Source organism: Streptomyces echinatus (genome assembly GCF_014203595.1).
Classification (GTDB): domain Bacteria; phylum Actinomycetota; class Actinomycetes; order Streptomycetales; family Streptomycetaceae; genus Streptomyces; species Streptomyces echinatus.
Window position 1 is genome coordinate 153,411 of the sequence record NZ_JACHJK010000010.1, and the last position, 25,265, is coordinate 178,675.

At 72.7% G+C, this 25,265-nt stretch carries 22 protein-coding genes and 1 pseudogene; 9 read left to right on the forward strand and 14 right to left on the reverse strand.

Annotation, left to right across the window (positions count from 1 at the left end):
- Nucleotides 1–123 precede the first annotated feature (123 nt).
- Nucleotides 124–963, forward strand: a complete 840-nt coding sequence (locus FHS34_RS26555; RefSeq protein ID WP_184969831.1) for a macro domain-containing protein — start codon at nucleotides 124–126, stop codon at nucleotides 961–963.
- A 78-nt stretch (nucleotides 964–1,041) separates the two neighbouring features.
- Here FHS34_RS26555 and FHS34_RS26560 read toward each other — a convergent pair whose 3' ends face one another.
- The 8 genes from FHS34_RS26560 to FHS34_RS26595 all read right to left on the reverse strand — a co-directional run bounded on the left by FHS34_RS26560 (nucleotide 1,042) and on the right by FHS34_RS26595 (nucleotide 10,798).
- The gene (locus FHS34_RS26560; RefSeq protein WP_184969833.1) at nucleotides 1,042–1,782 is read right to left on the reverse strand and encodes a TIR domain-containing protein; all 741 of its coding nucleotides are present in this window, start codon (nucleotides 1,780–1,782) and stop codon (nucleotides 1,042–1,044) included.
- Entirely contained in the window at nucleotides 1,779–3,362 is a 1,584-nt protein-coding gene (locus FHS34_RS26565) for an AbeC-like domain-containing protein (protein WP_184969835.1), read from the reverse strand. The genes FHS34_RS26560 and FHS34_RS26565 overlap by 4 nt, the downstream gene beginning before the upstream one ends.
- A gap of 20 nt (nucleotides 3,363–3,382) precedes the next feature.
- Nucleotides 3,383–4,048 (reverse strand): hypothetical protein, encoded by a 666-nt coding sequence (locus FHS34_RS26570; protein ID WP_184969837.1) that lies wholly within the window; start codon nucleotides 4,046–4,048, stop codon nucleotides 3,383–3,385.
- Between the two features lie 157 nt (nucleotides 4,049–4,205).
- The gene (locus FHS34_RS26575; RefSeq protein ID WP_184969839.1) at nucleotides 4,206–4,745 is read right to left on the reverse strand and encodes a DUF5825 family protein; all 540 of its coding nucleotides are present in this window, start codon (nucleotides 4,743–4,745) and stop codon (nucleotides 4,206–4,208) included.
- The gene (locus tag FHS34_RS26580) at nucleotides 4,742–6,589 is read right to left on the reverse strand and encodes a RiPP maturation radical SAM C-methyltransferase (RefSeq protein WP_184969841.1); all 1,848 of its coding nucleotides are present in this window, start codon (nucleotides 6,587–6,589) and stop codon (nucleotides 4,742–4,744) included. The genes FHS34_RS26575 and FHS34_RS26580 overlap by 4 nt, the downstream gene beginning before the upstream one ends.
- A 2-nt stretch (nucleotides 6,590–6,591) precedes the next feature.
- The gene (locus FHS34_RS26585; protein WP_184969843.1) at nucleotides 6,592–6,729 is read right to left on the reverse strand and encodes a hypothetical protein; all 138 of its coding nucleotides are present in this window, start codon (nucleotides 6,727–6,729) and stop codon (nucleotides 6,592–6,594) included.
- Between the two features lie 50 nt (nucleotides 6,730–6,779).
- The gene (locus FHS34_RS26590; protein ID WP_184969844.1) at nucleotides 6,780–9,323 is read right to left on the reverse strand and encodes a polynucleotide kinase-phosphatase; all 2,544 of its coding nucleotides are present in this window, start codon (nucleotides 9,321–9,323) and stop codon (nucleotides 6,780–6,782) included.
- Nucleotides 9,320–10,798: a 3' terminal RNA ribose 2'-O-methyltransferase Hen1 gene (locus FHS34_RS26595; RefSeq protein ID WP_184969847.1), complete on the reverse strand. Its 1,479-nt coding sequence runs from the start codon at nucleotides 10,796–10,798 to the stop codon at nucleotides 9,320–9,322. The genes FHS34_RS26590 and FHS34_RS26595 overlap by 4 nt, the downstream gene beginning before the upstream one ends.
- A 298-nt stretch (nucleotides 10,799–11,096) precedes the next feature.
- On the opposite strand from FHS34_RS26595, the gene FHS34_RS26600 reads away from it, so the two are divergent.
- Entirely contained in the window at nucleotides 11,097–12,050 is a 954-nt protein-coding gene (locus FHS34_RS26600; RefSeq protein WP_184969849.1) for a D-alanyl-D-alanine carboxypeptidase family protein, read from the forward strand.
- A gap of 147 nt (nucleotides 12,051–12,197) precedes the next feature.
- On the opposite strand, the gene FHS34_RS26605 is transcribed toward FHS34_RS26600, so the two are convergent.
- Nucleotides 12,198–13,121 (reverse strand): LLM class F420-dependent oxidoreductase, encoded by a 924-nt coding sequence (locus FHS34_RS26605; RefSeq protein WP_184969851.1) that lies wholly within the window; start codon nucleotides 13,119–13,121, stop codon nucleotides 12,198–12,200.
- A 237-nt stretch (nucleotides 13,122–13,358) separates the two neighbouring features.
- On the opposite strand from FHS34_RS26605, the gene FHS34_RS26610 reads away from it, so the two are divergent.
- Nucleotides 13,359–13,544, forward strand: coding sequence for a hypothetical protein (locus FHS34_RS26610; RefSeq protein WP_184969854.1), 186 nt, complete (start codon nucleotides 13,359–13,361; stop codon nucleotides 13,542–13,544).
- A gap of 72 nt (nucleotides 13,545–13,616) precedes the next feature.
- Here the strand turns inward: FHS34_RS26610 and FHS34_RS26615 are convergent, their stop codons facing one another.
- From FHS34_RS26615 to FHS34_RS26630, 4 genes are all read right to left on the reverse strand, one after another.
- Entirely contained in the window at nucleotides 13,617–14,102 is a 486-nt protein-coding gene (locus FHS34_RS26615) for a DUF6099 family protein (RefSeq protein ID WP_184970126.1), read from the reverse strand.
- Nucleotides 14,103–14,269: 167 nt separating this feature from the next.
- The gene (locus tag FHS34_RS26620) at nucleotides 14,270–14,647 is read right to left on the reverse strand and encodes a nucleotide pyrophosphohydrolase (RefSeq protein WP_184969856.1); all 378 of its coding nucleotides are present in this window, start codon (nucleotides 14,645–14,647) and stop codon (nucleotides 14,270–14,272) included.
- The gene (locus FHS34_RS26625; RefSeq protein WP_184969858.1) at nucleotides 14,644–15,894 is read right to left on the reverse strand and encodes an AAA family ATPase; all 1,251 of its coding nucleotides are present in this window, start codon (nucleotides 15,892–15,894) and stop codon (nucleotides 14,644–14,646) included. The genes FHS34_RS26620 and FHS34_RS26625 overlap by 4 nt, the downstream gene beginning before the upstream one ends.
- Before the next feature lie 191 nt (nucleotides 15,895–16,085).
- Nucleotides 16,086–16,475 (reverse strand): cell division protein SepF, encoded by a 390-nt coding sequence (locus FHS34_RS26630; protein WP_184969860.1) that lies wholly within the window; start codon nucleotides 16,473–16,475, stop codon nucleotides 16,086–16,088.
- 633 nt (nucleotides 16,476–17,108) lie between these two features.
- On the opposite strand from FHS34_RS26630, the gene FHS34_RS26635 reads away from it, so the two are divergent.
- From FHS34_RS26635 to lpdA, 4 genes are all read left to right on the forward strand, one after another.
- Nucleotides 17,109–18,914, forward strand: coding sequence for a methylmalonyl-CoA mutase family protein (locus tag FHS34_RS26635; RefSeq protein ID WP_184969862.1), 1,806 nt, complete (start codon nucleotides 17,109–17,111; stop codon nucleotides 18,912–18,914).
- Nucleotides 18,914–21,088: a methylmalonyl-CoA mutase gene (gene scpA / locus FHS34_RS26640; protein WP_184969864.1), complete on the forward strand. Its 2,175-nt coding sequence runs from the start codon at nucleotides 18,914–18,916 to the stop codon at nucleotides 21,086–21,088. The genes FHS34_RS26635 and scpA overlap by 1 nt, the downstream gene beginning before the upstream one ends.
- Nucleotides 21,089–21,094: 6 nt before the next feature.
- The gene (gene meaB / locus FHS34_RS26645; protein ID WP_184969866.1) at nucleotides 21,095–22,099 is read left to right on the forward strand and encodes a methylmalonyl Co-A mutase-associated GTPase MeaB; all 1,005 of its coding nucleotides are present in this window, start codon (nucleotides 21,095–21,097) and stop codon (nucleotides 22,097–22,099) included.
- Nucleotides 22,100–22,408: 309 nt separating this feature from the next.
- Complete coding sequence (lpdA, locus tag FHS34_RS26650) at nucleotides 22,409–23,809, forward strand: dihydrolipoyl dehydrogenase (RefSeq protein WP_184969868.1); 1,401 nt, start codon at nucleotides 22,409–22,411, stop codon at nucleotides 23,807–23,809.
- Nucleotides 23,810–23,867: 58 nt separating this feature from the next.
- On the opposite strand, the pseudogene FHS34_RS44210 reads toward lpdA, so the two are convergent.
- A pseudogene (locus FHS34_RS44210) lies at nucleotides 23,868–24,371 on the reverse strand (AMP-binding protein); the annotation flags it as partial.
- A 44-nt stretch (nucleotides 24,372–24,415) separates the two neighbouring features.
- Between FHS34_RS44210 and FHS34_RS42750 the strand changes: the two are divergent.
- Together FHS34_RS42750 and FHS34_RS42005 are read left to right on the forward strand one after the other, a co-directional pair.
- Nucleotides 24,416–24,976: a carboxylesterase family protein gene (locus FHS34_RS42750; RefSeq protein WP_225817622.1), complete on the forward strand. Its 561-nt coding sequence runs from the start codon at nucleotides 24,416–24,418 to the stop codon at nucleotides 24,974–24,976.
- Nucleotides 24,930–25,265, forward strand: a complete 336-nt coding sequence (locus FHS34_RS42005; RefSeq protein WP_225817621.1) for an aldehyde dehydrogenase family protein — start codon at nucleotides 24,930–24,932, stop codon at nucleotides 25,263–25,265. The genes FHS34_RS42750 and FHS34_RS42005 overlap by 47 nt, the downstream gene beginning before the upstream one ends.

Here is a 25,265-nt window from a genome sequence, read left to right on the forward strand (position 1 = left end):
GTCCCGTCAGCAGTGCTCTCAGCGTACCAAGTCGCCCTGGAGGCAAGCATGCGGTTCACCGGCCCGCGCCCGTCGTCACGGTCCGCGCGGCCCCGTCTCCCGCGGTCGTGGCGCGGGCGGCGGGTGTTCACGGGCAGTGTGCTGGCGGCCTTCGGCGGGGTGTCGGCCGTCGTGCAGTTCACCGGCCAGCTGTTCCCGGACGCCGTGTCCCGGCCCGGCCTGGTGCTGGCCGGTTCCGTGACCCTGTGCCTGGCCTGGGGGTTGCTCCGGGCGCGCCCTCAGGCGGCCGTCCGGCAGGAGTTCGCGCGTCCGGGGATGACGGTGGTGGTCGAGGAGGGGGACCTCTTCGAGCAGCCGGGCCAGCTGGTGGTGGGGTTCACCGACACCTTCGACACCCTGATGGACGACGGTGTCGTCATCAACGACGACAGTGTGCAGGGCCAGTTGCTCGCACGCCGCTACGCGGGGGACGCCCGCCGGCTGGACGCGGAGCTGGCCGACGCGCTGGCGGGGGTGGTCCCGGTGGCGTGGGAGAGCGAGCGGGACAAGCCGCGGGGCAAGCGCGCGCGGTATCCGGTGGGCACGGTCGCCGTCCTCGGTACCCGGCCCGACCTGGTCTTCGCCGTCGCCTACAGCCGGATGGGCAACGACTGTGTGGCCTCCTCCAAGGTCCAGGACCTGTGGCTCGGCCTGGACCGGCTGTGGGACGCCGTCCACCGGCACGGCCAGCTGGAACGCGTCACCATGCCGTTGACCGGCGCGGGGCTCGCCCGGCTGCACGACCTGGACGAGGACAGCCTGCTGCGGCTGATCCTGCTGTCCTTCGTCGTGCACTCCTGGGAGCGGATGGTCTGCCGCGAGCTGCGGGTGGTGGTCCGCCCCGGCGAGCTGGGGCGGATCGACCTGCCGGAGACCGGCGCGTTCCTGGCGGGCCTGGCGGCGGGCGCCCGGCGCCACGTCTGACCCGTCACACACGGTACGGCGCCGAGCGGTACGGGCCCGCCCCCCGACTGTGGACGTCCACCGGGCCCGTACCGCGGCTCAGCGGGCCGGCGCCGTTCCCCGCCCGGTGCGGGTGTACGCCGACAGGTGCCGGTACGGCCAGGTCTGGAGCCAGTCGGAGCGGGTGTCGTCGACGGTGCAGCCCGCCAGCTTCAGCCGCTCGGCGATCTTGCGCAGGGCGCCCTCCGAGCCGTCGAACCGGATGACGTTCCGGCCCGCGATGTCGGCGATCGTGCGCAGCTCCCCGACCTCCACCATCAGCGTCCGCTCCGGGTAGGCCATCAGCACCATGCCCAGCTCGATGAGCACGTTGGGCCGGGGCTGACCGGTCGGCTCGGTCTCGTACGGCGGTTCGCTCCTGCCGCGCAGGTCCGGGTGGAGCTGGACGACGTCGTCCGGGGTGAGCAGCACGAGGGCCGCCTGGGCCAGCTCGGGGGCCTTGCCGACGACCTCCCCGAGGAAGGGGGCCGTCTTGCCGGTGGCCCTGACCAGGTCCTCCCACTCCAGCGGGTGCAGATCGAGCAGGCGCAGCAGGTCGAACATCCTCAGCCGCACCTCCTCGTCGCGCCCGTGGACCACGAAGACGTTGCGGCGGCGGTCCGGCGAGGGGACGTCCCGGTCCGGGCGGGCGTCCGGGGCGGCGGCCGGAGGTGCGCCGTAGTAGTTCTGCGTACCGGAGTTGGTGGTGTTGTTGTCGCCGGTGACGAAGCTGTTGTTGCGCCCGAAGTCGTTCCTGCTCCCGTAGTCGCTGCTGTTGCCGCCCGCGGAGGTGTGCGTCATGCGGATCCCGCTCCCTTGCCGCCGCCCGGGCCGCGGAAGTCGTTCTGCGTGCCCGAGTTGGTGGTGTTGTTGTTGCCGTTCACGAAGCTGTTGTTGTGCCCGTAGTTGTTGAGGATGTTCGTCTGGCGGGCCTCGTGCTCCGCCAGGTCGACGTTGTGCTCGTACAGGAAGTCACGGAGGACGTGGAGGAGCTGGCGCTCCACGATCTGCGTGTACTTGATCGTGTCCGTCTCCTGGAAGAAGACGTGGAAGCGGCTGCTGGTCGCCATCTCCCGGACGCTGGTGACCGCGCCTCGGTTCAGGCGGGCGTCCGCGTAGCGGCCAAGGCCGAACTCGCTGGTGTCGGCCGGCTGCGGCACCCGGATCCGGTTCTTGCTCCACGGCAGCTGCGGAAGCAGCCGGGCACCGGCCGCCTTGGCGGCGGCCGACCGCAGGGCGGAGTGGGGCGTGCCGCGCACGGTGTGCCAGGCCATCTTGAGCAGCACCCGCTCGTCCAGGGCGGCCGGGAGCCGGTCCACCAGCTGGAAACTCTCCTCGATCGGCGCCAGCACGTACGAGTAGAACTCGGTGTGCAGGGTGTTCCCCTTGAGGTCGAAGCCCACGAAGGCCGTGGTGACCAGCTCCTGGTTCCAGGACCCCACCCGGATGCACAGGTAGTCGCGTCCCGCGTCGTAGGCGTCGTTCCAGCGGCCGCCTTCGAGCTGCTCGGGGGTCGGCTCCGTGACGCCCCGGAGCGTCGTGACGGCGGTGCTGAAGGTGCTGCGCTCGACGGCGAGGCCCTCGATCCGCTGCATCGGACGTGCCTGTTCGCGCAGCCGGGCGGTCATGCGGTCGGCGACGTAGGCGGTCAGCTCCTCCACGGTGAAGGGCACGACCTCCTTGCGCTGGGGCTCCTGGCCGGTCGCGGCGGGTACCGCGATGCGGCCCGCGCCGGGCTGCTCGTCGAACACCGCGAGCGGTGCGCCGATCATCAGTTCCGCGTTGGACCAGCGGCGCACCTGCTTGCCCGCGCCGACGAACGGCTTGTAGCCGCCGTAGCGGATCACGGTGCCGTCCGAGGCCTGCTCCCGCGCGATCTTGTCGACCAGTTCGGGCGTCAGCTCGGGGTGCTCGGGGTACGAACCGTCGAACCCCCTCCCCCGGCGTGCGCCGCCGGCCGGGGCGGACAGCCGGCGCGAGAGCGTCTGCAGGGTGACGACCCGCCGCAGGAACGCGGTGACCCAGAGCAGCCACACCACCGCCAGCGTCGCGGCCAGCCCGTCCAGGGCGCCGACGACCATGAGGAGGAAGGTGACGGCGAAGCCCGCGATGAGCACGGCCAGCCGGAGACGCTGGAGCCGGCGCGCCGCCAGGGCGTGCGCGAGCACGGGAACCGCGTCGTAGCCGTACGCCGGTGCCACCACCCGGTACTGGTGGGTCAGCAGCTCCCGGATGACGCCGGCCCGGTAGACGGGGTCGAGGTAGGTGCCCGCGCACAGCAGCCGGGTGGCGTTGCTCGTCGCGTTCGCGGCCGGGCGGCCCGGAACCGGACCATCCGGTTCCGGCGCTGGAGCGGGCACGGTGAGGAAGTCGCTCGCCATTGTCTGTCGCTCCGCTCTGTTCAGCCGGTGGGGCTCATGGAGGCGTCGGTGATGACCCCGTCGACCACGGTGTACCAGCCGCTGTACGACTTCTGCGTGCCGTCGGTCTGCAGGGCGAGGAGGTGCACCCAGACCGTCTCGCCCGAGACGGAGTCGACGGTGACGTCGTCCCGTTCGGTGGTCGTGTAGCCCGAGACGAAGGAGGTGTAGGACGCGTCGAGGTTCTTGCCGCCCAGGTTCCAGGCGGTCTCGTAGTCGCGCTCGTTGATGGCGTCGAAGAAGCGGCCGACCGTCCCGTCGGGGCCGGCCGTGTCGGTCGCCTCGGTGCTCTCGGTGCTCTCGGTGCTCTCGGTCTCGGACGGTATGGGGTCCGTGTCCGTGGTGGCGGCGCTGTAGGTGGGTTCCGAGGGGTCGGTGGTGTCGTACGTCGCGGAGATGTCCGGTGTCGGCATGTCCGGGGTCGACGCGTCGTATCCGCCCGAGTAGCCACCCGAGTAGCCGCTCGAGTAGCCGCCGCGGCTGTCGAAGGTGGAGGTGCCGGGGTCGCTGCCGTCGTCCGAGCCGATGTGGGGCGCGATGCCCATGAGCAGGATCAGCAGAAAGGGGACACCACCGATGAGCAGAGCGTACGTCCGCTCCCTGCCACCGGCGGGTAACAGGCTCGGCGGCTCGTAGGTGTGGTTCATGGGTCCTCGCAACTCCCGGCAGAGCGCCGGGATGTGGCTTGTTCCGTCGGTATGACGACAGTCACTCTGCCCGACATCCGTCGCCCGGGAGCCGGTTTCGCGCTTCCGATGCGCTTCCGATCCGTCCGTGCGCACGAGGCACGGGTCTGACGGGCGGTCAGATGGCGGTACAGGGAACCGGCCACCGGCGGATCCGCGGGGGCAGGGTCACCGCCCAGCCGCCGCGGGCCAGGACCAGCCGCTCGGCGGCGAGCAGCCCGAGCGCCTCCCGCCCGTCCGCGTCCAGCGCGTCGACCGGCGTGGGTTCCAGCAGCCGGAGGAACGTGGCGTGCAGCGCGGGGTGGTCCAGGGTCAGCCGGACGGCCGCGCCCCGCTCCCTGCGGTCCAGGACCGTGACGAAGTCCGGGCCGCGCCGGTGGTAGAGGGTGCCGTGGGCGTGGCCCGTACGCCAGGCCGCCCACCCGTCGTGCCCGGCGGCCGGCGCGGCGGGAGGAGGCAGGTGGCTCAGCAGGCCGGGGTCGTACGCCGGTGCGCCCGCCGCCCGCCAGCTCACGCCCAGGCCGAGGCCCTGGCATTCGCGCAGGAACCGCACCGCCTCCGCCGTCGCGCGGCCGGTCCCGCTCAGGTCCAGGGGCCCCGCGGGCTCCACCCGGCGGCCGGTGAGCCGGTGCGGCACGGTGCCGGGCAGCCCGCTCATCGGGCCCCCTCGGACAGCCGGACCGGCTCGCCCCAGGTGGGCAGCGACACGTACGTGGCGCCGTCGCGGAACACCAGGCCCAGCTCCCGCGCCCGGCCGACCCAGGCGGCCAGGTCCTCGCCCGGCAGCTCGTACCCGTCGGCCGTCAGCAGGCGGCGCAGCGCGGACACGGTGCGGCCGGCCTCCAGGTGGCGCAGGGCCGCGGCGCCCCAGCCGGTGAAGCGGTGGGTGGCGGGCGGGCGGCCGTGCCGGCGGTCGTGCACCAGCAGTTCCGCGCCGTCCTCCTCGAACAGCAGCCGGGAGTGCTCGTGCCCGGCCCGCCAGGCGGCCACCGCCTCCTGCAGCCGCCGCTCGGCCGGCCCGGCGATGCCCGCCGGCTCGCTGTCGAACAGGTAGACGAGGTCGGTGAGTTCGTCCTCGGGCAGGTCGTAGACGTGCTGGTACATCTCGGCCGGACGCCGTTTGCCGAAGCCGAGGCCCGGGTCGGTGAAGTGCGGGCTGAACCGCTCCAGCTGGATGCGGTGGGCGCCGCTCGGCGGCTGGAGGTGGACCAGTGCGGGGAGCTGGTCGATGACGGGTGTGTAGTCCTCGGCGGTCTCGCCGGGAAAGCCGTACAGCAGGTTCCAGGAGCAGGTCAGCGCGTGGTTCTCGCACTCGCGCAGGGTGCGGACGTTACGGGCGCCGGTCACGCCCTTGTCCATGAGGTCCAGGACGCGGCTGCCGAGGGACTCGATGCCGGGCTGGATGTGCACCGTCCCGGAGTCGCCGAGGAGCCGGAGCTGGGCGGGGGTGAGATTGGACTTGACCTCGTAGTGCAGCCGCAGGTCCCAGCCGCTGTCGACGACGCGGGGCAGGAAGTCGCGGAAGTAGGCCATGTCGATGATGTTGTCGACGGTGACCACGTCCAGGAGGCGGTGGCGGCGGACCAGCCGGTCGATCTCCGTCCACAGCCGCTCCCCCGGCTTGGCCCGGAAGGCCATGGCGGTGCCGTTCAGCCCGCAGAAGGTGCAGTGGTGCTTCTCGCCCCACCAGCAGCCGCGGGCGCCCTCCACGACCAGCTTCGGGTGGATGTACTCCAGCACCGGGGAGGCGTCCAGGGCGGTCTGCCACTGGTCGTAGTCGGGCGAGGGTATGTCGGCGGGGGCCACGGTCCGCCGGGTCTCCGTGTTGGCCCGCGACACCGTGCCGTCCCACCAGCACAGGCCGGGGACGTCCGTGGGGTCGGTGCCCGCGTCCAGGTGGCGTAACAGGGCCGGGAAGGTGTACTCGGCCTCGCCGCGGACCACATGGTCGACGAACGGGTGGTTGCGGTGCAGCGCGTGGCCCATCGGGCCGTCACAGTTGCTGCCGCCGAGGACGACCGTCAGCTCCGGGCGTCTTCGCTTCAGTTCGCGGGCCAGGGCGAGCGACGGCACGTTCTGCATGAAGGTGGTGGTGAACCCGACCACGTCCGGCCCGGCCGCCAGCACCTCGGTGGCACAGGCGTCGACGAAGGAGGCCGCGTACGGCCGCATCGCCAGGGCCGTGTCGATGAAGACGTCCCGGCCGGCCGCGTAGTCCCGGAGCCGGGCCAGGCCCCAGCCGGGGTCGTCGTAGAGCACGCCGGAGAAGACCCAGTCGCCGAGTCCGTGGAAGATCGCGTCGCTGCCGACCTCCACGTACTCCCCCGGTCCCAGCCGGCCGCCGGAGTGCTCCAGCAGGAACTCGGCCCAGCGCAGGGAGCCGTGGAACTCGGTGACCTCGTCGCCGGGGCGGGCCTGCCGCACGATCCGGTTCAGCAGGCCCAGTTGCAGCGAGGGCAGGTCGAGCGGATGCCACGGCATCGTGACCAGGTGGACGCGCATGGTCAGCGGGTCGGCCGCTTCTCCAGGATGGCGGGCCGGCGGGTGGTGCTCTGCTGGTCCTCGCGGACCACGATCTTCTTGATCTCCACGCCCGTGACTCCCCTCGGATGCGAACACCCTTGTGCCGCACGGCCGTCCACCTTAGGGACGGAAGTGTGTACGACACAAGGGCGTCGTGTGACGAAGGCGGTCACAAGCGGGGGTCGACCGGCTCCGACTCCAGCGCCAGCACCCCGAACACCGCCTCGTGCACCCGCCACAGCGGCTCGCCGCCGGCGAGCCGGTCCAGGGCCTCCAGGCCGAGGGCGTACTCGCGCAGGGCGAGCGAGCGCTTGTGGTTCAGGAACCGCTGCCGCAGCCGGGCGAGGTTGTCCGGCCGGGTGTACTCCGGACCGTAGACGATCCGCAGGTACTCGCGGCCCCGGCACTTGATGCCGGGCTGCACCAGCCGCCCCTCCGGGTCACGCACCAGCGCGCCGAGCGGCTTGACCACCATGCCCTCGCCGCCCCGGCCGGTCATCTCCAGCCACCAGTCGACGCCCGCGCGGACCGACTCCGGATCTCCGGTGTCGACGTACAGCCGCCGGGTGGTCCGCAGCAGCCCGCCGGCGTCGTGCTCCACCAGCCGGTCGATCAGGGCGAGCTGCTCGTCGTGCGGCAGTACGGCGAGGTTGCGGCCCTGGGCGGCGAGCAGCTGGAAGGGGGCCAGCCGGACCCCGTCCAGGCCCTCGGTGGTCCAGCAGTAGCGGCGGTAGGCGGCGGTGAACGCGGTGGCGTCGGCGGCCCGGTCCCGCTGCCGGGCGAGCAGGCCGTCCACGTCGGCACCGCGCGCGGCGGCCGCTTCCAGGGCGGCCAGCGCGCCCGGGAACACCGCGCCGGCGGCGGCGCCCACGGCCGCGTACTGGCCGCGCAGCAGTCCCGTGGCCTTCAGCGACCACGGCATCAGCTCGGCGTCCAGCAGCAGCCAGTCCGTGCCGAGTTCGTCCCAGAGTCCGGCGTCCGTGACCGCCGAGCGCAGCCGGCCGAGGATCTCCTCGGTCATCCGCTCGTCGTCGAGGAACGGCCGCCCGGTACGGGTGTACAGCGAACCCGTGACCCCTTCCACGCCGAACCTCCTCCGCGCCGCCTCCGCGTCCCGGCAGACCAGGGCCACGGCCCGCGAGCCCATGTGCTTCTCCTCGCACACGACCCGTGCCACGCCGTCCCGCGCGTACTGCGCGAACGCCTCCTGCGGGTGCTCCAGGTAGCCGTCCACCTGCGAGGTCGCCGTGGGTGCCATGGTCGGCGGCAGGTACGGCAGCAGGCGCGGGTCGGCCGCGAAGCGGCTCATGACCTCCAGGGCCGCCGCCGCGTTCGCCTCGCGGACCGCCACCATGCCGGCGTGCCGGGTCTCCACGGCCCGGCGGCCGTGCACGTCCGCCAGGTCCAGCGGCCGGCCGTCGTGCCCGCCGGGCGCCTCGCTGCGCAGCGGCCGCGTCGGCTCGTACCAGACCCGCTCGGCCGGTACGTCGACCAGCTCCCGCTCCGGCCAGCGCAGCGCGGTCAGCTTGCCGCCGAAGACGGCGCCGGTGTCCAGGCAGATGGTGTTGTTGAGCCAGGTCGCCTCCGGCACCGGGGTGTGCCCGTAGACCACCGCGGCCCGGCCCCGGTAGTCCTCCGCCCACGGGTAGCGCACCGGCAGTCCGAACTCGTCGGTCTCGCCGGTGGTGTCGCCGTACAGGGCGTGCGAGCGGACCCGGCCGGAGGTGCGGCCGTGGTACCTCTCCGGCAGCCCGGCGTGGCAGACCACGAGCCGGCCGCCGTCCAGGACGTAGTGGCTGACCAGCCCGTCGATGAACGCCCGGACCTCGGCCCGGAACTCCTCGCTCTCGCCCTCCATCTGCGCGACGGTCTCGGCGAGCCCGTGGGTGTGCTGGACCTTGCGGCCCTTGAGGTGGCGGCCGTACTTGTTCTCGTGGTTGCCGGGCACGCAGAGGGCGTTGCCCGACTTCACCATCGCCATCACGCGGCGCAGCACGCCGGGGCTGTCCGGGCCGCGGTCGACGAGGTCGCCGACGAACACGGCGGTACGGCCCTGCGGGTGCACCCCGTCGGTGTAGCCCAGCTCGGTCAGGAGCGACTCCAGTTCGGCGGAGCAGCCGTGGATGTCACCGATGATGTCGAAGGGGCCGGTGAGGTGGGCCAGGTCGTTGTAGCGCTTCTCGGTGACGACGGTGGCGTGCTCGGCCTCCGCCACGCCGCGCAGGACATGGACCTTGCGGAAGCCCTCGCGCTCCAGGTGGCGCAGCGACCGGCGCAGTTCGCGGATGTGCCGCTGGATGACCCGGCGGGGCATGTCGGCGCGGTCGGTGCGGGACGCGTTGCGCTCGGCGCACACCTCCTCCGGCACGTCCAGCACGATGGCGATGGGCAGCACGTCGTGCTTCTTGGCCAGTTCGATCAGCTGCCGCCGGCTGTCCTGCTGCACGCTGGTGGCGTCCACGACGGTGCGGCGGCCGGCGGCCAGCCGCTTGCCGGCGATGTAGTGCAGGACGTCGAAGGCGTCCCGGGTCGCGCTCTGGTCGTTCTCGTCGTCGCAGACCAGGCCGCGGCAGAAGTCGGAGGAGATCACCTCGGTGGGCTTGAAGTGCTTGCGGGCGAAGGTGGACTTGCCGGAGCCGGAGGCGCCGACGAGGACGACGAGGGAGAGGTCGGTGACGGGCAGGACCCGTCCCGTGTGCTGTGTCCCGGTCATGCCGGCTTCGCCTCCTTCTCGGTCCTCGTGCCGTTCGCGTCCGCCGCGAAGACGGCCATCTGTGTGGGCGGGCCGACCTCCGGGTCGTCCGGCCCCACGGGTAGGAACTCCACGGTGTATCCGTGCCGTCCGGCCACGGCGTGCGCCCAGGCCCGGAACTCCTCGCGGGTCCACTCGAAGCGGTGGTCGCCGTGCCGGACGTGGCCGGCCGGGAGGGACTCCCAGCGGACGTTGTACTCGACGTTCGGGGTGGTCACGAGGACCGCGTGCGGGCGGGCGGCGCCGAACACCGCGTACTCCAGGGCGGGCAGCCGGGGCAGGTCGAGGTGCTCGACGACCTCGCTGAGCACGGCGGCGTCGTACCCCTTGAGCCGGCTGTCGGTGTAGGCGAGCGAGCCCTGGAAGAGCTTGACGCGGGAGGCCTGCCGCTCGCCCATGCGGTCCAGCTTCAGCCGGCGGGAGGCGATGGTCAGGGCGCGCATCGACACGTCGACGCCGACGATCTCGGTGAAGCGCGCGTCCTTGAGCAGTGCCTGCATCAACTGGCCCTGGCCGCAGCCCAGGTCGAGGACCCGGGACGCGCCGGACGCCCGGAGCACCCCGATGATCGCGTCGCGTCGCAGCTCGGCGAGCGGGGTGGGCTTCTCCTCCGTCTCGGACTCCGCCTCGACGGCGTTGTCGATGTCCTCGACCTCGCTGTCGTCGGCCTCCGCGAGCCGCACCAGTTCCAGCCGCTCCATCGCCTGGCGGGTCAGCGACCAGCGGCGGGAGAGGTAGCGGCTGGTGATGAGCTTCTGCTCCGGGTGCTCGGCCAGCCAGCCCTCGCCGGCCCGCAGCAGCTTGTCGACCTCGTCGGCGGAGACCCAGTAGTGCTTGGCGTCGTCGAGCACCGGGAGCAGGACGTACAGGTGGCGCAGTGCCTCGGCGAGGGTCAGCCGCTCCGACTCCAGCAGGAGCCGGACGTAGCGCGAGTCGCCCCACTCGGGGAACGCGGTGTCGAGCGGGACGGGGTCGGCGGTCACGGTCCAGCCGAGCGGCGCGAACAGGCGCCGGACGAGTTCGGGGCCGCCGCGGGCGGGCAGCGCGGGCACCTCGACGCGCAGCGGCAGCGGGGCGGCGGCCCGCTCCGGGCGGGCGTTGCACACTCCGCGCAGGGCGCTGGAGAACACGGCGCTCAGCGCGACGGCGAGCAGGGAGGAGGCCGCGTAGGGGCGGTCGTTGACGTACTGGGCGAGGGCCGCGTCGGGTGCGCCGCCGCGGCCCTTGCCCTTCCCCCGGCGGACCAGGGCGACCGGGTCGATCTCCAGCAGCAGGGCGGCCGTGCAGCGTTCGGCGTCCGCCTCGGGGTAGAACACGTGCGCCGTGCCGTACGAGGTGGAGAACGCCTGTGCCTTGCCGGGGTGCTTGTGCAGCAGGTACCCCAGGTCGGTGGCCGGGGCCGCGGCCGTACCCGTGGTGGAGATCGTCACGAACATGGTGTCGAGTCTGGCCGGTCGGGCCCCCGCCGACCACCGGTTTTCCGCATGTCCGCGGCCGGCCGGGCCGCCTCTGGCCGGCCGCCGGGCCGCCGCCCCGGGGACGGGGCTGGTGTGCGCCCGGTGGCGGTCGCCCGGCTCGAAGGTGCCGGCGCCCGGGATCACGAGCGCTGTGGCAGCACCCCAGTTCCGCCACGCCGTGCTCACGGCACGCTCATGTGATCTCCGTTATGGCCGTCCGGGCCGCCGGCCTGATGGAGTGAGACCCCGTCAACTGACCACTGACAGAGGGGGAACCATGACCATCGGCCAGGGAATCCGGATGCGCGGCGGAGTCGCCGTCGCGGTGGCGGCCGGCTCCGTCCTGGGCGCGGGGGTCCTTGCGACCGCTCCCGCCCACGCGGACACGGCACCGCCCGCCGCTCCGGCGCGCACCGTCACGGCGGCGCCGCAGGTGTCGGCCCAGGGCGCGTACGCCATGAACACGGCCACCGGCAAGCAGCTCTTCGGCAAGGCGCCGACCGGCCGGCTGCGCACCGGCTCCACCACGAAGATCATGACCGCGCTCGTGGTGCTGTCGCAGCGGAACGTGGACCTCAAGAAGAAGGTGAAGATCAAGAAGGAGTACACCGACTACGTCATCGACCCGGCGACGGACCAGCAGCGCTACTCCAGCGCCAATCTGATCCTCGGCGACTCGATGTCGGTGGGTGACCTGCTGTACGGCCTGCTGCTCCCGTCGGGCTGCGACGCGGCCTACGCGCTGGCGGACACCTACGGCACGGGCTCGACGACGGCCCAGCGGACCAAGTCGTTCATCGCCAAGATGAACGGTAAGGCGCGCGAACTGGGCCTGAAGGACACCCACTTCGACTCCTTCGACGGGGTGTCCAACGGGAAGAACTACTCCTCGCCGCGGGACCTGGCCAGGCTGGCCGGGACCGCCCTGAAGAACAGGACGTTCAAGACGGTCGTGGGCACCAAGGTCTACGACGACATGCAGTCGTACCGGCCCGGCGGCGGTACGCACGCCATGCGGCCGTGGAACAACTCCAACAAGCTGCTCACCTCCTACCGGGGCGCGTTCGGTGTGAAGACCGGCTCCGGCCCGGAGGCGAAGTTCTGCCTGGTGTTCGCGGCCACCCGCGGCTCCAGGACGATCGTGGGCACCGTCCTCGCGGACACCTCGGCGGACCAGCGCTTCACGGACGCGAAGAAGATCCTGGACTACGGCTTCACCCAGCGCGGCTGAGCGGGGACCGGGGGGAATCACCGATCCTTCCGCGCCCACGGGCCGGGCACACCCCGCCCGGCCCGTGGGCGCGCGCCGCGCAGGTGCGGGCACGTGCGGGCGCGTCGGGCCGGTACGGGACCGTGACGGCCGGGCCACGCGCGGCGGCTACGCCAGCTGCGACTGGACCTGGGCGGAGATCAGCTCCAGGTGGTCGAGGTCGTCGAGGTCCAGAAGCTGGAGGTAGATCCGCCGGGAGCCGATCTCGGCGTACCGGCCGATCTTGTCGACGACCTCCGCCGGGGAGCCGGCCAGCCCGTTCTCCTTCAGCTCGTCCACCTCACGGCCGATCGCGGCGGCGCGGCGGGCCACTTCCCGGTCGTCCCTGCCGACGCAGACGACGAGCGCGTTGGAGTACGTCAGATCGTCCGCGGCGCGGCCGGCCTCCACCGCGGCGGCCCGGACCCGGCCGAACTGCCGCTCGCTGTCCTCGATCGAGGCGAACGGGATGTTGAACTCCGTGGCGTACCGGGCGGCGAGCCGCGGGGTACGGGTCGCGCCATGGCCGCCGATGAGCACGGGGACCCGCTTCTGCGCGGGCTTGGGCAGCGCGGGCGACTCCGTCAGGTCGTAGTACGTGCCGTGGAAGTCGAAGGTCTTGCCGACCTCGGTCGCCCACAGCCCGGTGACGATCGCGAGCTGCTCCTCCAGGCGGGCGAACTTCTCCTTCGGGAACGGGATGCCGTAGGCCTTGTGCTCCTCCTCGAACCAGCCCGCGCCGAGGCCGAGCTCCACCCGGCCGCCGGACATCCGGTCGACCTGGGCGACCTGGATGGCGAGCACGCCGGGCAGCCGGAAGGTACCGGCGGTCATCAGGGTGCCGAGGCGGATGCGCTTGGTCTCGCGGGCCAGGCCGGCCAGCGTGATCCAGGCGTCCGTGGGGCCGGGCAGGCCGTCCGCGCTCCCCATGCGCAGATAGTGGTCGGAGCGGAAGAAGGCGTCGAAGCCGAGGTCCTCGGTGGCCTTCGCCACGGTGAGAAGGGTGTCGTAGTCGGCCCCCTGCTGGGGCTCGGTGAAGATTCGAAGGTCCATACACCTATCCTGCACGGCGCCCGCCGCGTCAATCGCCCCGGTACCGTCCGGCACGGCCGTCCCCGGTCGGGTGAAAATCGTCCGCCCTGCGCGCGGGCCTCGCTCCGGGCCGGTGACCGGCCCGAGCGATGATCGTTGGGCCGTCGGAGCCGGGCCGTCCGGCACCCGCGCCGGACGGTGGCCGCCGTCGCGCGTCACCGCGCCGGCCCTGCCGGGCCGGGGGCCGAGGAGGCCGTCATGTCCGAAGAGACCGTTCCCCGGCAGAAAGGCCCCGTCGGCCGGCCCGACGACTCCAGCGGCCGCCCGAAGGGGCTCCTGGAGCAGATGGAGGAGCTGATGGCGGCACTGAACGCGGATCTTTCGGCGCTGGCGGACCTGCAGTCCGGGACGCCGGGACAGAACGCGGCCGACGAGTCCCGCTGAACCGCGCCCGCGGTCCGTCCGCCGCACCTTCCGGCCCGGGGCCTGCCGCGCCGGGCGGCCCCTCCTCGCGCTTCACACCCCGGACGGGCTGTCCTGGGTGTCCTCCGGTAACACCTCCTCCCGTGCCGCCAGCTTGCGCAGCATCTCCCGGACGCGGTCGCGGGACTCGTCGGCCGCGTCGATCGCCTCCATGCACTGCCAGTACGTCGTCTCGTCCGCGGCGGCACTGGCCATGCCCACCAGGGCGATGCCGACCTCCCCGAGCAGACCGCCGAGGCAGAGCAGTGTCTCGCGGGCGTCGTCCAGCCGGGTGAGCTGAGCGGCGCGCAGGTCGCCGGGGTCCAGTTCGGGCGGGTCCAGGACTCCGCAGCCCCGGCCCGCCAGTTCGGTCAGCCCCAGTGCCTCGCCGCGCAGTTCCGGCGGCCCGGAGACCGCCAGGCGGCTCCCGATCGCCTGCGCCAGGGCCTGTGCCTGCCAGACCTCCGCCATCATCTCCGCCACGTCGGTGCCACCCGCCAGGGCGCGCCTGCTCGCGAGGATGAGCCGTACCGCATCCATGTGATGCCCCCGTCCGTCCGCCGCGTCATCTGGCACGGCCGCCTGAACTCCTCTGTTCACTACCCAGAGTGAGGGTCAGTGGGACGAAAAGCCAGAGCAAGACGGAAATCTCTGGACAACAATTCGGATTCAACGGCGGTTTTGACTCCGTAGAGTGATAACGGAACTCAATCTTCCGACTGTTGGCCCTCCGGCCCGGTGCCACGCCGTCCCTCGGCCCCCGGAACGGGGAAGCGGTGTTCGTTGCGGTCGATCTTGGCGGCGAGGGCGGCCAGCGGATCGATGCCGAGGACCTCGCAGAGCTGCAGCAGATAGGCCAGGACGTCGGCGACCTCGTCCGTGACGCGGTGCGCCGCATCGGGGTCGTCCATCACCCGGGCGGACTCCTCCGGCGTCAGCCACTGGAAGATCTCGACCAGTTCGGAGGCCTCCACCGACAGGGCGGAGACGAGGTTCTTGGGTGTGTGGTAGGGCTGCCAGTTCCGCGCGGCGGCGAACTCGGCCAGTCTGCGCTGGAGTCGGGCCAGGTCGGGGTGTTCCGTCACGGGTTCAGGTGTACCACCGTGACGCCCGGGGTCCCGGCGGACCAGGAGGCGTCGCTCACCGCCGCCACGCAGCGGATGTGCCCACGCTCGCCCATGCCGGCCGCCGTCCGCAGCAACTCCCGGCGCTGACCGGGGTCCAGGCCGCGGTCGAAGCCGTCGGCGAGGACGGTGAGCGTGCGCAGGGCGTCGGGCACCTCGCCCGGGGCGTCCATGGCCAGCACGCCCGGCCCGGTCAGCAGCACCAGGGCCAGGGCGAGATAGCGCAGCTCACCGTCGCCGAGCCGGGCGACGTCGGTGCGGAAGCCGTCGCCGCGGTCGAGCAGCGCCCGTACCGTGCCGTCGGTCAGCGGCTCGGCGACCAGGTCGGCCACCCGGCCCGCGCACCCCGCGTGCAGCACCTCGACCAGCCGGCCGTGCCGGCGGGCGCACTCCGCGCGCGTACGCCAGAGCACGTCGGCGAGGTTGTCGCAGCCGGGCAGCAGCCGGCCGGAGCCGGTGGGGACGGGGACGCGCATGCGCTCGGGCCGGGGATCGCAGGGGAAGACCGAGCGCAGGGCGACGACCATCTGCTCGGCCGCGGCGAGGACACGCCGCTGCCCGTCAGTCTTGCCGGCCACGCGCAGCGGCAGCAGGGCGGTGCCCAGGCGGTCGTCCGGGAGCGGGGCGCGGGTCACGGGTGCGGAACCCGCGGTGTGCCAGGCGGCCTGGACGGTACGGCGCCCGGGGTCGCGCAGCGCGGTCTCCAGCAGGACGACGCCCCGCGCGGTCAGCCGCTCCCCCACGATCCGCAGGTCCGGCTCGGCCTGTACGGCGACGTCGAGCCGGACCGGACCCTCCGCCCCGTCGGCCGTACACCCGATCCGGAACCCCCGGCGCCCCTCCGCGTCGGGGCGCGCCCGCTCCGGCACGCAGGCGACCGGGTCCAAGAACGCCTCCGCGAGCGGGGCGCCGCCGCCGAGCCGTGCCAGCGCCTCGTACGCGGCGAGCGCGGTCGTCTTGCCCGCCCCGCTCGGCCCCGCGAACAAGGTGACCGGTCCCAGCGGGAACCCGGCCCGCCGGTGCCCGGCGAAGGCCGACAGGCGCAGCTCGGTGATCCGGCAGCGGATGTCGAGGGGCGGGCGGGACCGCGCGGGGACGGTCCCGGCGGACACATCGGCCGCCGGCGGCTCGGCGGACACATCGGCCGCCGACAGCTCGGCGGACACGGAGGGCACGGAGGGCTCGGCGGACACGGAGGGCACGGCCATATGCGGACCGTAGGGCTCCGCAGGCACGCCGAACCGTTTCGCCGCCGCCACCTTCCTACGATCGGGGGACGCAGGCGCCCGAGGCGCCCACCCACGCCCACGCGACCGCCGCCACCCCGGGCGGCACGGGCGGCGCGAGCGGCACGGACAGCGCGGGCCACGCAGGCGGCACGGGCGGTGCGGGCCGGGTGTCAGCCGCCCGAGAGGCCCGCGCCCTCCATCAGCCCGCTGACCTCCGTGCCGGGCGGGGTGAGGAGGAAGACGTTGCGGTCCACGCGGTGCATCCCACTGCCCAGGCCGAAGACGACGCCCGTGCTGAAGTCGAGGACGCGCTTGGCGACGTCGCCCTCCGCGCCGGACAGGTCGAGCAGGACCGGCACCCCGGCCATCAGGGTCTCGGCGACTTCCCGGGCGTCCGCGAAGACGTTGACGCGCAGAACCACGAACCGGCGCCGGGTCTCGGTCTCGGCGTCGGGCAGCGAGCGGTGGCTCACCGCGGACGGCCAGGCGTCCCGGCCCCGCAGCGGCACGACCTGGGCGAGCCCTTCCCACTGTTCATCGGTGACGTCGTAACGGCTCACCGGCTCCCCCCGACCTGACTCGCACTCAATCCCTGCACCAGCCAATTCTTACGCCAAGTCACCTGTTCGGCCCAACAACGACACGGTGCGCGACCGCTACAGCACGGATCCATCGGGGCAGTTCAAGCCCTATGTCCCAAATGGGCCGTTCCTTACCGGGCCCCTACCCGACTCTTCACCGGCTTCGGCGCCCCGCCCACCCGCCATCACTAGCGTCCGGTGCCGTGCGCCTGCCGGAAAAACGACAGGCGACATCCGATCGGCGGACATCGTCGGCGGTGTCCGCCGGTCCGGGAACCCGCGCGCCGCGCCCGGCACCGGTTCGCCCCCGCACCACCACGGCGATCGCCGAACTCCGGGCACCGCCGGACGCGTTCGCGGTACGCGTCGGACGCGTTCGCGGTACCGTCGGACAGCGGCACCCGCCCGGGCCGCGCGCCCTCTCGCCGGTCCTTCGTACCGGCCCCGTACCGGCCCCGGCAAAACCCCGCACGGAGGGACCGGAACCCGCCCGGCCCGTCGGGTATCACCCCCGCGGCGGGAGCGGAGCGGCACAGGTCACCACCGCAAGAAGAGAAACCTCACAGCCCGTGCTCCACCCCCTGTTCGGCGCCCTGCCCTAGCATCCGCAGCATGACGGTCCTGCCTGACGACGGGCTCTCACTGGCCGCCGAGTTCCCTGACGCGACACACGAGCAGTGGCAACGCCTGGTCGAGGGCGTACTGCGCAAGTCGGGCAAGGAACTCTCCGGCGAGGCAGCTGAGGACGCCCTGTCCACGACGCTGGAGGACGGGCTGCGCACCCGGCCCCTGTACACCGCGCGCGACAGCGCGCCCGACCCCGGCCTGCCGGGCTTCGCCCCCTTCGTGCGGGGCAGCCGGCCGGAAGGCACCATCACGAGCGGCTGGGACGTCCGGCAGCGGCACACGGCGCTCACGGAGGACGCCGTGCTCGCCGACCTGGAGAACGGCGGCACCTCGCTCTGGCTGGTGCTGGGCGAGGGCGGCATCCCGGTCTCCGCGCTGGACCGTGCCCTCGACGGTGTCTACCTCGACCTGGCGCCGGTCGTCCTGGACGCGGGCCGCGACACCGAGCAGGCCGCCGAGGCCCTGCTGCGGCTGTACGCGGAGAAGGGCGTGGACGCCAAGGACGTACGAGGCTCCCTGGGCGGCGATCCGCTCGGCTACGAGGCCCGTACCGGAACACCCCTCGGCTTCACGCCGTACGCCGCGCTGGCCGCGCGCTGCGCCGAGCAGTACCCGGGCCTGCGCGCGCTGACCGTGGACGCGCTGCCGTACCACGAGGCGGGCGGCTCGGCGGCGCAGGAGCTGGGCGCCTCGCTGGCCACCGGCGTGGCCTATCTGCGGGAGCTGACCGAGGCCGGCCTGGACATCGAGCAGGCCGCCGCGCAGCTGGAGTTCCGCTACGCGGCCACCGCCGACCAGTTCCTGACCATCGCCAAGCTGCGCGCGGCGCGCCGGCTGTGGGCGCGGGTCGCCGAGGTGTGCGGGGCGCCGGCCGCGGGCGCGCAGGCGCAGCACGTGGTGACCTCGCCGGTGATGATGAGCCGCCGCGACCCGTGGGTGAACATGCTCCGCACCACGGTCGCGACGCTCGCCGCCGGCGTCGGGGGCGCCGACGCCGTCACCGTGCTGCCGTTCGACCACGCACTCGGGCTGCCCGACGCGTTCGCCCGGCGGATCGCCCGCAACACCTCCTCCATCCTGATCGAGGAGTCCCACCTGGCCCGGGTCATCGACCCGGCGGGCGGCTCCTGGTACGTCGAGCGGCTGACGGACGAACTCGCCGAGGCCGCCTGGCAGTACTTCCGGTCCGTCGAGCGCGACGGCGGCCAGGCGGCCGGCCTGCGCTCCGGCCGGATCCGCACCGACCTGGCGACGACCTGGGCGGAGCGGTCCAAGAGGCTCGCCAAGCGGCGCGAACCCATCACCGGCGTCAGCGAGTTCCCGCTGCTGGCCGAGAAGCCGGTGGAGCGGGCGCCCGCGCCCGAGCCGCCCTCGGGCGGTCTGCCGCGCGTGCGCCGCGACGAGGCGTACGAGGAGCTGCGCGCCCGCTCCGACGCCCATCTGGCGGCGACCGGCGCCCGGCCCCGGATCTTCCTCGCCACGATCGGTTCGGCCGCCGAGTACACCGCGCGCGCGACCTTCGCCGCCAACCTCTTCCAGGCCGGCGGCATCGAACCGGTCACCGAGGGCCGCTTCGAGGACAGCGGCGCCACCGAGGCCGTGCTGTGCTCCAGCGACGCGGTCTACGCCGAACAGGCCGGGCCGGCCGCCGAGTCGCTGCGCGCGGCCGGTGCCCGGCATGTGTTCCTCGCGGGCCGGGGCGACCACTCCGGCATCGACTCGTACGTCTACGCGGGCTGTGACGCCGTGGACGTGCTGTCCGCGACCCTCGACCGCATGGGAGTGTCCTGATGGGAATCCCCGACTTCTCCGGCATCGAGCTGGGAACCCCGGTCACCGACGGCACCCACGGCGAGTGGAGTGCCGCCGTCGAGCGGGCCACCGGGACCGGGCAGCCGCTGTGGGAGACCCCGGAGGGCATCGGGGTCAAGCCGCTGTACACCGGCCGTGACCTGGAGGGCCTGGACTTCCTCGGCACGTACCCGGGCATGGCGCCGTACCTGCGCGGCCCCTACCCGACGATGTACGTCAACCAGCCCTGGACCATCCGCCAGTACGCGGGCTTCTCCACCGCCGAGGAGTCCAACGCGTTCTACCGGCGCAACCTGGCGGCCGGCCAGAAGGGCCTGTCGGTCGCCTTCGACCTGCCCACGCACCGGGGCTACGACAGCGACCACCCGCGTGTCACCGGCGACGTCGGCATGGCGGGCGTGGCCATCGACTCCATCTACGACATGCGGCAGCTGTTCGACGGCATCCCGCTGGACAAGATGACCGTGTCGATGACGATGAACGGCGCCGTGCTGCCGGTGCTGGCGCTGTACATCGTGGCGGCGGAGGAACAGGGCGTACCGCCCGAGAAGCTGGCCGGAACCATTCAGAACGACATTCTGAAGGAGTTCATGGTCCGCAACACCTACATCTATCCGCCGAAGCCGTCGATGCGGATCATCTCCGACATCTTCGCGTACGCCTCGCAGCGGATGCCCCGCTACAACTCCATCTCCATCTCCGGCTACCACATCCAGGAGGCGGGTGCGACGGCCGACCTGGAGCTGGCGTACACCCTCGCGGACGGCGTCGAGTACATCCGCGCGGGCCGGGAAGCGGGCCTGGACGTGGACGCGTTCGCGCCGCGGCTCTCCTTCTTCTGGGCGATCGGCATGAACTTCTTCATGGAGATCGCCAAGATGCGGGCGGCCCGCCTGCTGTGGGCCAAGCTGGTCTCCCAGTTCGAGCCGAAGAACGGCAAGTCCCTCTCCCTGCGCACCCATTCGCAGACCTCGGGCTGGTCGCTGACCGCGCAGGACGTGTTCAACAACGTCACGCGTACGGCCGTGGAGGCGATGGCGGCGACCCAGGGCCACACCCAGTCGCTGCACACCAACGCGCTCGACGAGGCGCTCGCGCTGCCGACGGACTTCTCGGCGCGGATCGCCCGCAACACCCAGCTGCTCATCCAGCAGGAGTCCGGCACCACCCGGGTCATCGACCCGTGGGGCGGCAGCGCCTACGTGGAGAAGCTGACGTACGACCTCGCCCGCAAGGCCTGGGCGCACATCCAGGAGGTCGAGCAGGCGGGCGGCATGGCGCAGGCCATCGACGCCGGCATCCCGAAGCTGCGGGTGGAGGAGGCGGCGGCCCGCACCCAGGCCCGCATCGACTCCGGGCGGCAGCCGGTGATCGGCGTGAACAAGTACCGGGTGGACAGCGACGAGCAGATCGAGGTCCTGAAGGTCGACAACTCCTCCGTGCGCGCCCAGCAGATCGAGAAGCTGCGGCGGCTGCGGGCGGAGCGGGACGAGGCCGCGTGCCGGGACGCGCTGGACGCGCTGACCCGGGCGGCAGACGGGAAGGACAACCTGCTGGAGCTGGCGGTGCGGGCGGCCCGCGCCAAGGCGACCGTCGGCGAGATCTCCGACGCCCTGGAGAAGGTGTACGGCCGGCACGCGAGCCAGATCCGTACGATCTCCGGTGTGTACCGCAACGAAGCAGGCCAGTCCCCGTCCGTGGACCGCACCCGGGCCCTGGTGGACGCGTTCGACGAGGCCGAGGGGCGCCGGCCGCGCATCCTGGTCGCCAAGATGGGCCAGGACGGCCACGACCGCGGCCAGAAGGTGATCGCGACCGCGTTCGCCGACCTCGGCTTCGACGTCGACGTCGGCCCGCTGTTCCAGACGCCGGAGGAGGTCGCCCGGCAGGCGGTCGAGGCGGACGTGCACGTGGTCGGGGTGTCCTCGCTGGCCGCCGGTCACCTCACGCTCGTCCCGGCGCTGCGCGAGCAGCTCGCCGCGGAGGGCCGCGAGGACATCATGATCGTGGTCGGCGGGGTGATCCCGCCGCAGGACGTGCCGACGCTGCTGGAGATGGGTGCCACGGCCGTGTTCCCGCCCGGGACGGTGATCCCGGACGCGGCCCACGACCTGGTCAAGCGGCTGTCGGCCGGCCTCGGCCACGAGCTGTAGCGGCCGATGGCAGCGATCGATCTCGACACGTATGTGAAGGGTGTGCTCGACGGGAGGCGGGCCCTGGTGGCCCGCGCCATCACGCTCGTCGAGTCCACCCGGCCACAGCACCGGGCGCTGGCCCAGCAGTTGCTCACCGAGCTGCTGCCGCACAGCGGCCGGGCGCGGCGGATCGGCGTGAGCGGGGTGCCGGGTGTCGGCAAGTCGACGTTCATCGACGCGTTCGGCACGATGCTGACCTCGCTGGGCCACCGGGTGGCGGTCCTCGCCGTGGACCCGTCCTCCACGCGCACCGGAGGTTCGATCCTGGGCGACAAGACCCGGATGGAACGTCTGGCGGTGGACCCGGACGCCTTCGTGCGCCCCTCCCCCAGCGCGGGCACGCTGGGCGGGGTCGCCAAGGCCACCCGGGAGTCGATGGTGGTGATGGAGGCGGCCGGCTACGACGTGATCCTCGTGGAGACCGTCGGCGTCGGCCAGTCGGAGACCACGGTCGCCGAGATGGTCGACTCCTTCCTGTTGCTGACCCTGGCCCGCACGGGTGACCAGCTGCAGGGCATCAAGAAGGGTGTCCTGGAGCTGGCCGACGTGATCGCCGTCAACAAGGCGGACGGCCCGCACGAGCGCGACGCCCGGGCCGCGGCCCGGGAGCTGGCGGGCGCGCTCAGGCTGATGCACGGCAAGGACGCCTTCTGGACGCCGCCGGTGCTGCACTGCAGCGCCCGTGAGTCCGCGGGCCTGGACACGGTCTGGGAGCGGCTGGAGCAGCACCGTACGCTGCTGGACTCCACCGGGCGGCTGGCCGCCAAGCGGCGGGACCAGCAGGTCGGCTGGACCTGGGCGATGGTCCGCGACGAGCTGCTCGGCCGGCTGTACGCCGACCCGGCGGTGCGCGAGGCCGCGCCGGACCTCGAACGGCAGGTCAGGGAGGGCCGGCTGACGGCGACCCTGGCGGCGGAACGGATCCTGGCGGCCTTCGAGGGACAGGCGGCTCCCACCACCGGAAGCTGATCTCCGGCCCGTCGCGTCACCGGCCCGGGGCCGTCGCGTCCACCGGCGCGGCAGCCCGTCGCGGTACCTGCCCGTCAGCCCGTCGCGTTCACCGGCGCGGCGGGCCACCGGGCGTGCCCGGAATCCGGCGTGGTGGGCCGGTCGGCAGGGTCCGTGGTCCCGTGCCGTCCTCTCCCCCAACCCCTGTCACGTGCCGTCGTGATCATCCGCGTAACCGCAGGCCGGGCCCTTTTCCCGGTGGGGTGGGGGGTGTTGCGGCGACGTAACGGGTTGCGCGTCGAGGCACAGCCGGACGAGGATCGACTCTTTGTGAGCCAACATTTCGATGTACTTGTTCTAGGAGCGGGCCCGGGCGGTTACACGGCCGCGGTTCGCAGCGCGCAACTCGGTCTGACCACGGCGGTGGTGGAGGAGCGGTACTGGGGCGGCGTCTGCCTCAACGTCGGCTGCATCCCCTCCAAGGCACTGCTGCGCAATGCCGAGATGGTGCAGTTCGTCACGAACGAGGCCAAGGCGTACGGGATCTCCGTGGGCGATCACGTCACCGCGGACTACGGGGTCGCCCACGAGCGCAGCCGCAAGGTCGCCGACGGCCGCGTCAAGGGCGTCCACTACCTGATGAAGAAGAACGCCATCACCCAGCTCGAGGGGCGGGGTGCCTTCACCGACGACCACACCCTGACGGTGACCTACCCGGACGGGCGTACGGAGACGGTGACCTTCGGCCACTGCATCATCGCGGCCGGCGCCACCCCCCGGCTGCTGCCCGGCACCGCCCTGTCCGATCGCGTGGTCACCTACGAGAGCCAGATCCTGAGCGAGACGCTGCCGGACAGCATCGTCATCGCGGGCGCCGGCGCCATCGGTGTGGAATTCGCCTATGTGCTGCGCAGCTACGGCGTGGACGTCACCATCGTCGAGTTCCTCGACCGCATGGTCCCGCTGGAGGACGAGGACATCTCCAAGGAGCTGGCGAAGCACTACCGCAAGCTCGGCATCGAGGTTCTCACGGGCACCGCCGTCGAGACCATCGACGATTCCGGCCCGCGCGTCCGTGTGACCGTCAACAAGGGCGGCGAGCGCCGGGTCCTGGAGGCCGGCAAGGTGCTCCAGGCCATCGGCTTCGCCCCGAACGTCCAGGGCTACGGCCTGGAGAACACCGGCGTCCGCCTGACCGAGCGCGGCGCCATCGACGTCGACGGACGCTGCCGCACCAATGTGCCGCACATCTTCGCGATCGGGGACGTCACCGCCAAGCTGATGCTGGCGCACGCCGCCGAGTCCATGGGCGTCGTGGCGGCCGAGACGATCGCCGACGCGGAGACCATGGAGCTGGACTACACCATGATCCCGCGGGCGACCTACTGCCAGCCGCAGGTGGCCAGCTTCGGCTGGACGGAGGCGCAGGCGCGCGAGCGCGGCTTCGACGTCCAGGTGGCCAAGTTCCCCTTCACCGCCAACGGCAAGGCACACGGCCTGGGACACCCCGTGGGCTTCGTCAAGGTCATCAGCGACCGGACGCACGGCGAACTCCTCGGCGCCCACCTCATCGGTCCCGAGGTCACCGAACTGCTGCCGGAACTGACCCTGGCCCAGCAGTGGGACCTGACGGTCCACGAGGTCGCCCGCAACGTCCACGCGCACCCCACGCTCGGCGAAGCGGTCAAGGAGGCCATCCACGGCCTGGCCGGCCACATGATCAACATGTGACCGACCGCCGTGACCGGACGGTGGCCCGCGGCCCCGTGGCCCCCGGGTGAGCCGGTCATCAGGCGGAGCCGACTGCCAGGAAGGCACCGGGGCAGTCGGCTCGCGCCGAACGCGGTGCGCGCCCGGTGCCGCCGTACGGCCGGAAAGGCTCAGAGCCGGCAGGAAGGCGAAGTCGGTCGTTCTCAGCAACCGCCTCGAGCCGACGCGCCCCGGCAGCGCCAGCAGCGCCGGCAGCGGTCTGCGCAGTCGGCGCCGGTCGGCGGCGGTCGGCGGCGAGAGCTGCGTCCAGGGCGGCGCGGGTGCAGAGCCGCCCCTGGATCTCGCCCGGCTCGCCGTCCGGGAGCGGGCGGCCCCGGTCGTCCTGGATCCGCATGCGCACGCCCTCGATCGGGGTGCCGATGGTGCCGGGCCGACGGGGGCCCTCGGGGTGGTTGAAGGAGACGACCGGTGAGGTCTCCGAGAGGCCGTACCCCTCGAGGACGGTGCAGCCGAAGGCCGTCTCGAAGCCGCGCAGGACCTCGACCGGCAGGGCAGCGCCGCCGGAGACGCACAGACGCAGCGACGACGCGTCGGCCGTTCCCGGTGGCGGCGGGTGTCGACGTCCTGGTGAGCTGCACCAGTGACGAGTTCCGCCTGTTCACCGTGCCCTCCGGACTGAGCGGTCCGGTGACCGACGAACTCGTGGAACGCACCGCCGCCGCGTACGGCCTGCCGCCCGGCAGCGGCGTCACCGCCTACCGCGCCGCTGTCCCCGGAGCGAGCCCCGGCGAGGTGTTCGCGGACATCGCCACGGACTGGTTCTACCGCCTGCCCGCGCTGCGCCTGGCCGAGGCCCAGGCACGCCACGGTGCTCGCGCCTTCGTCTACGAGTTCGCCTGGCCCTCCCCCGCCTACGACGGCGCACTGGGCGCGTGCCATGCGCTGGACGTCCCCTTCGTCTTCGACAACCTGGCCGACCCGGCCTTCGCGCTCCTGCTCGGCGACAGCCCGCCGCAGGCGATCGCGGAGACCATGCACGCCGCCTGGGTATCCTTCGCCACCACTGGCGATCCCGGCTGGGCCGCCTACGGCGAACCAGACCGGTCCGTCATGCGCTTTGCGACATCACCGACCACCCACCGTGATCCACGCGGCGAACTCCGGGCCCTGTGGGCCGATCCGCGCTGAACCGGCCCGGCTCCCCGCGTTGCCGCAGACCCTCGCTCCGGGCAGCCGCGACACCGGCGCCTGTCTGGTCTCCCGCCCTGACGCCGACAAGGTGTCGTTCACCGGATCCCGCAGCGCCGGGCAGCAAGTGGCCGCCGCGTGCGCACAGTTGCCGAAGCCGGTGCCCCTGGAACTGGGAGGCGGGTCCGCCGCCGTCGACTCCGGCGCCGCGTTCGCGCAGAGTTCCGTTCCGCGCGCAGGCTGTCATCAGTACGGGCCTACGGGTGATCACGTTCCTGAGTGCCGGTGA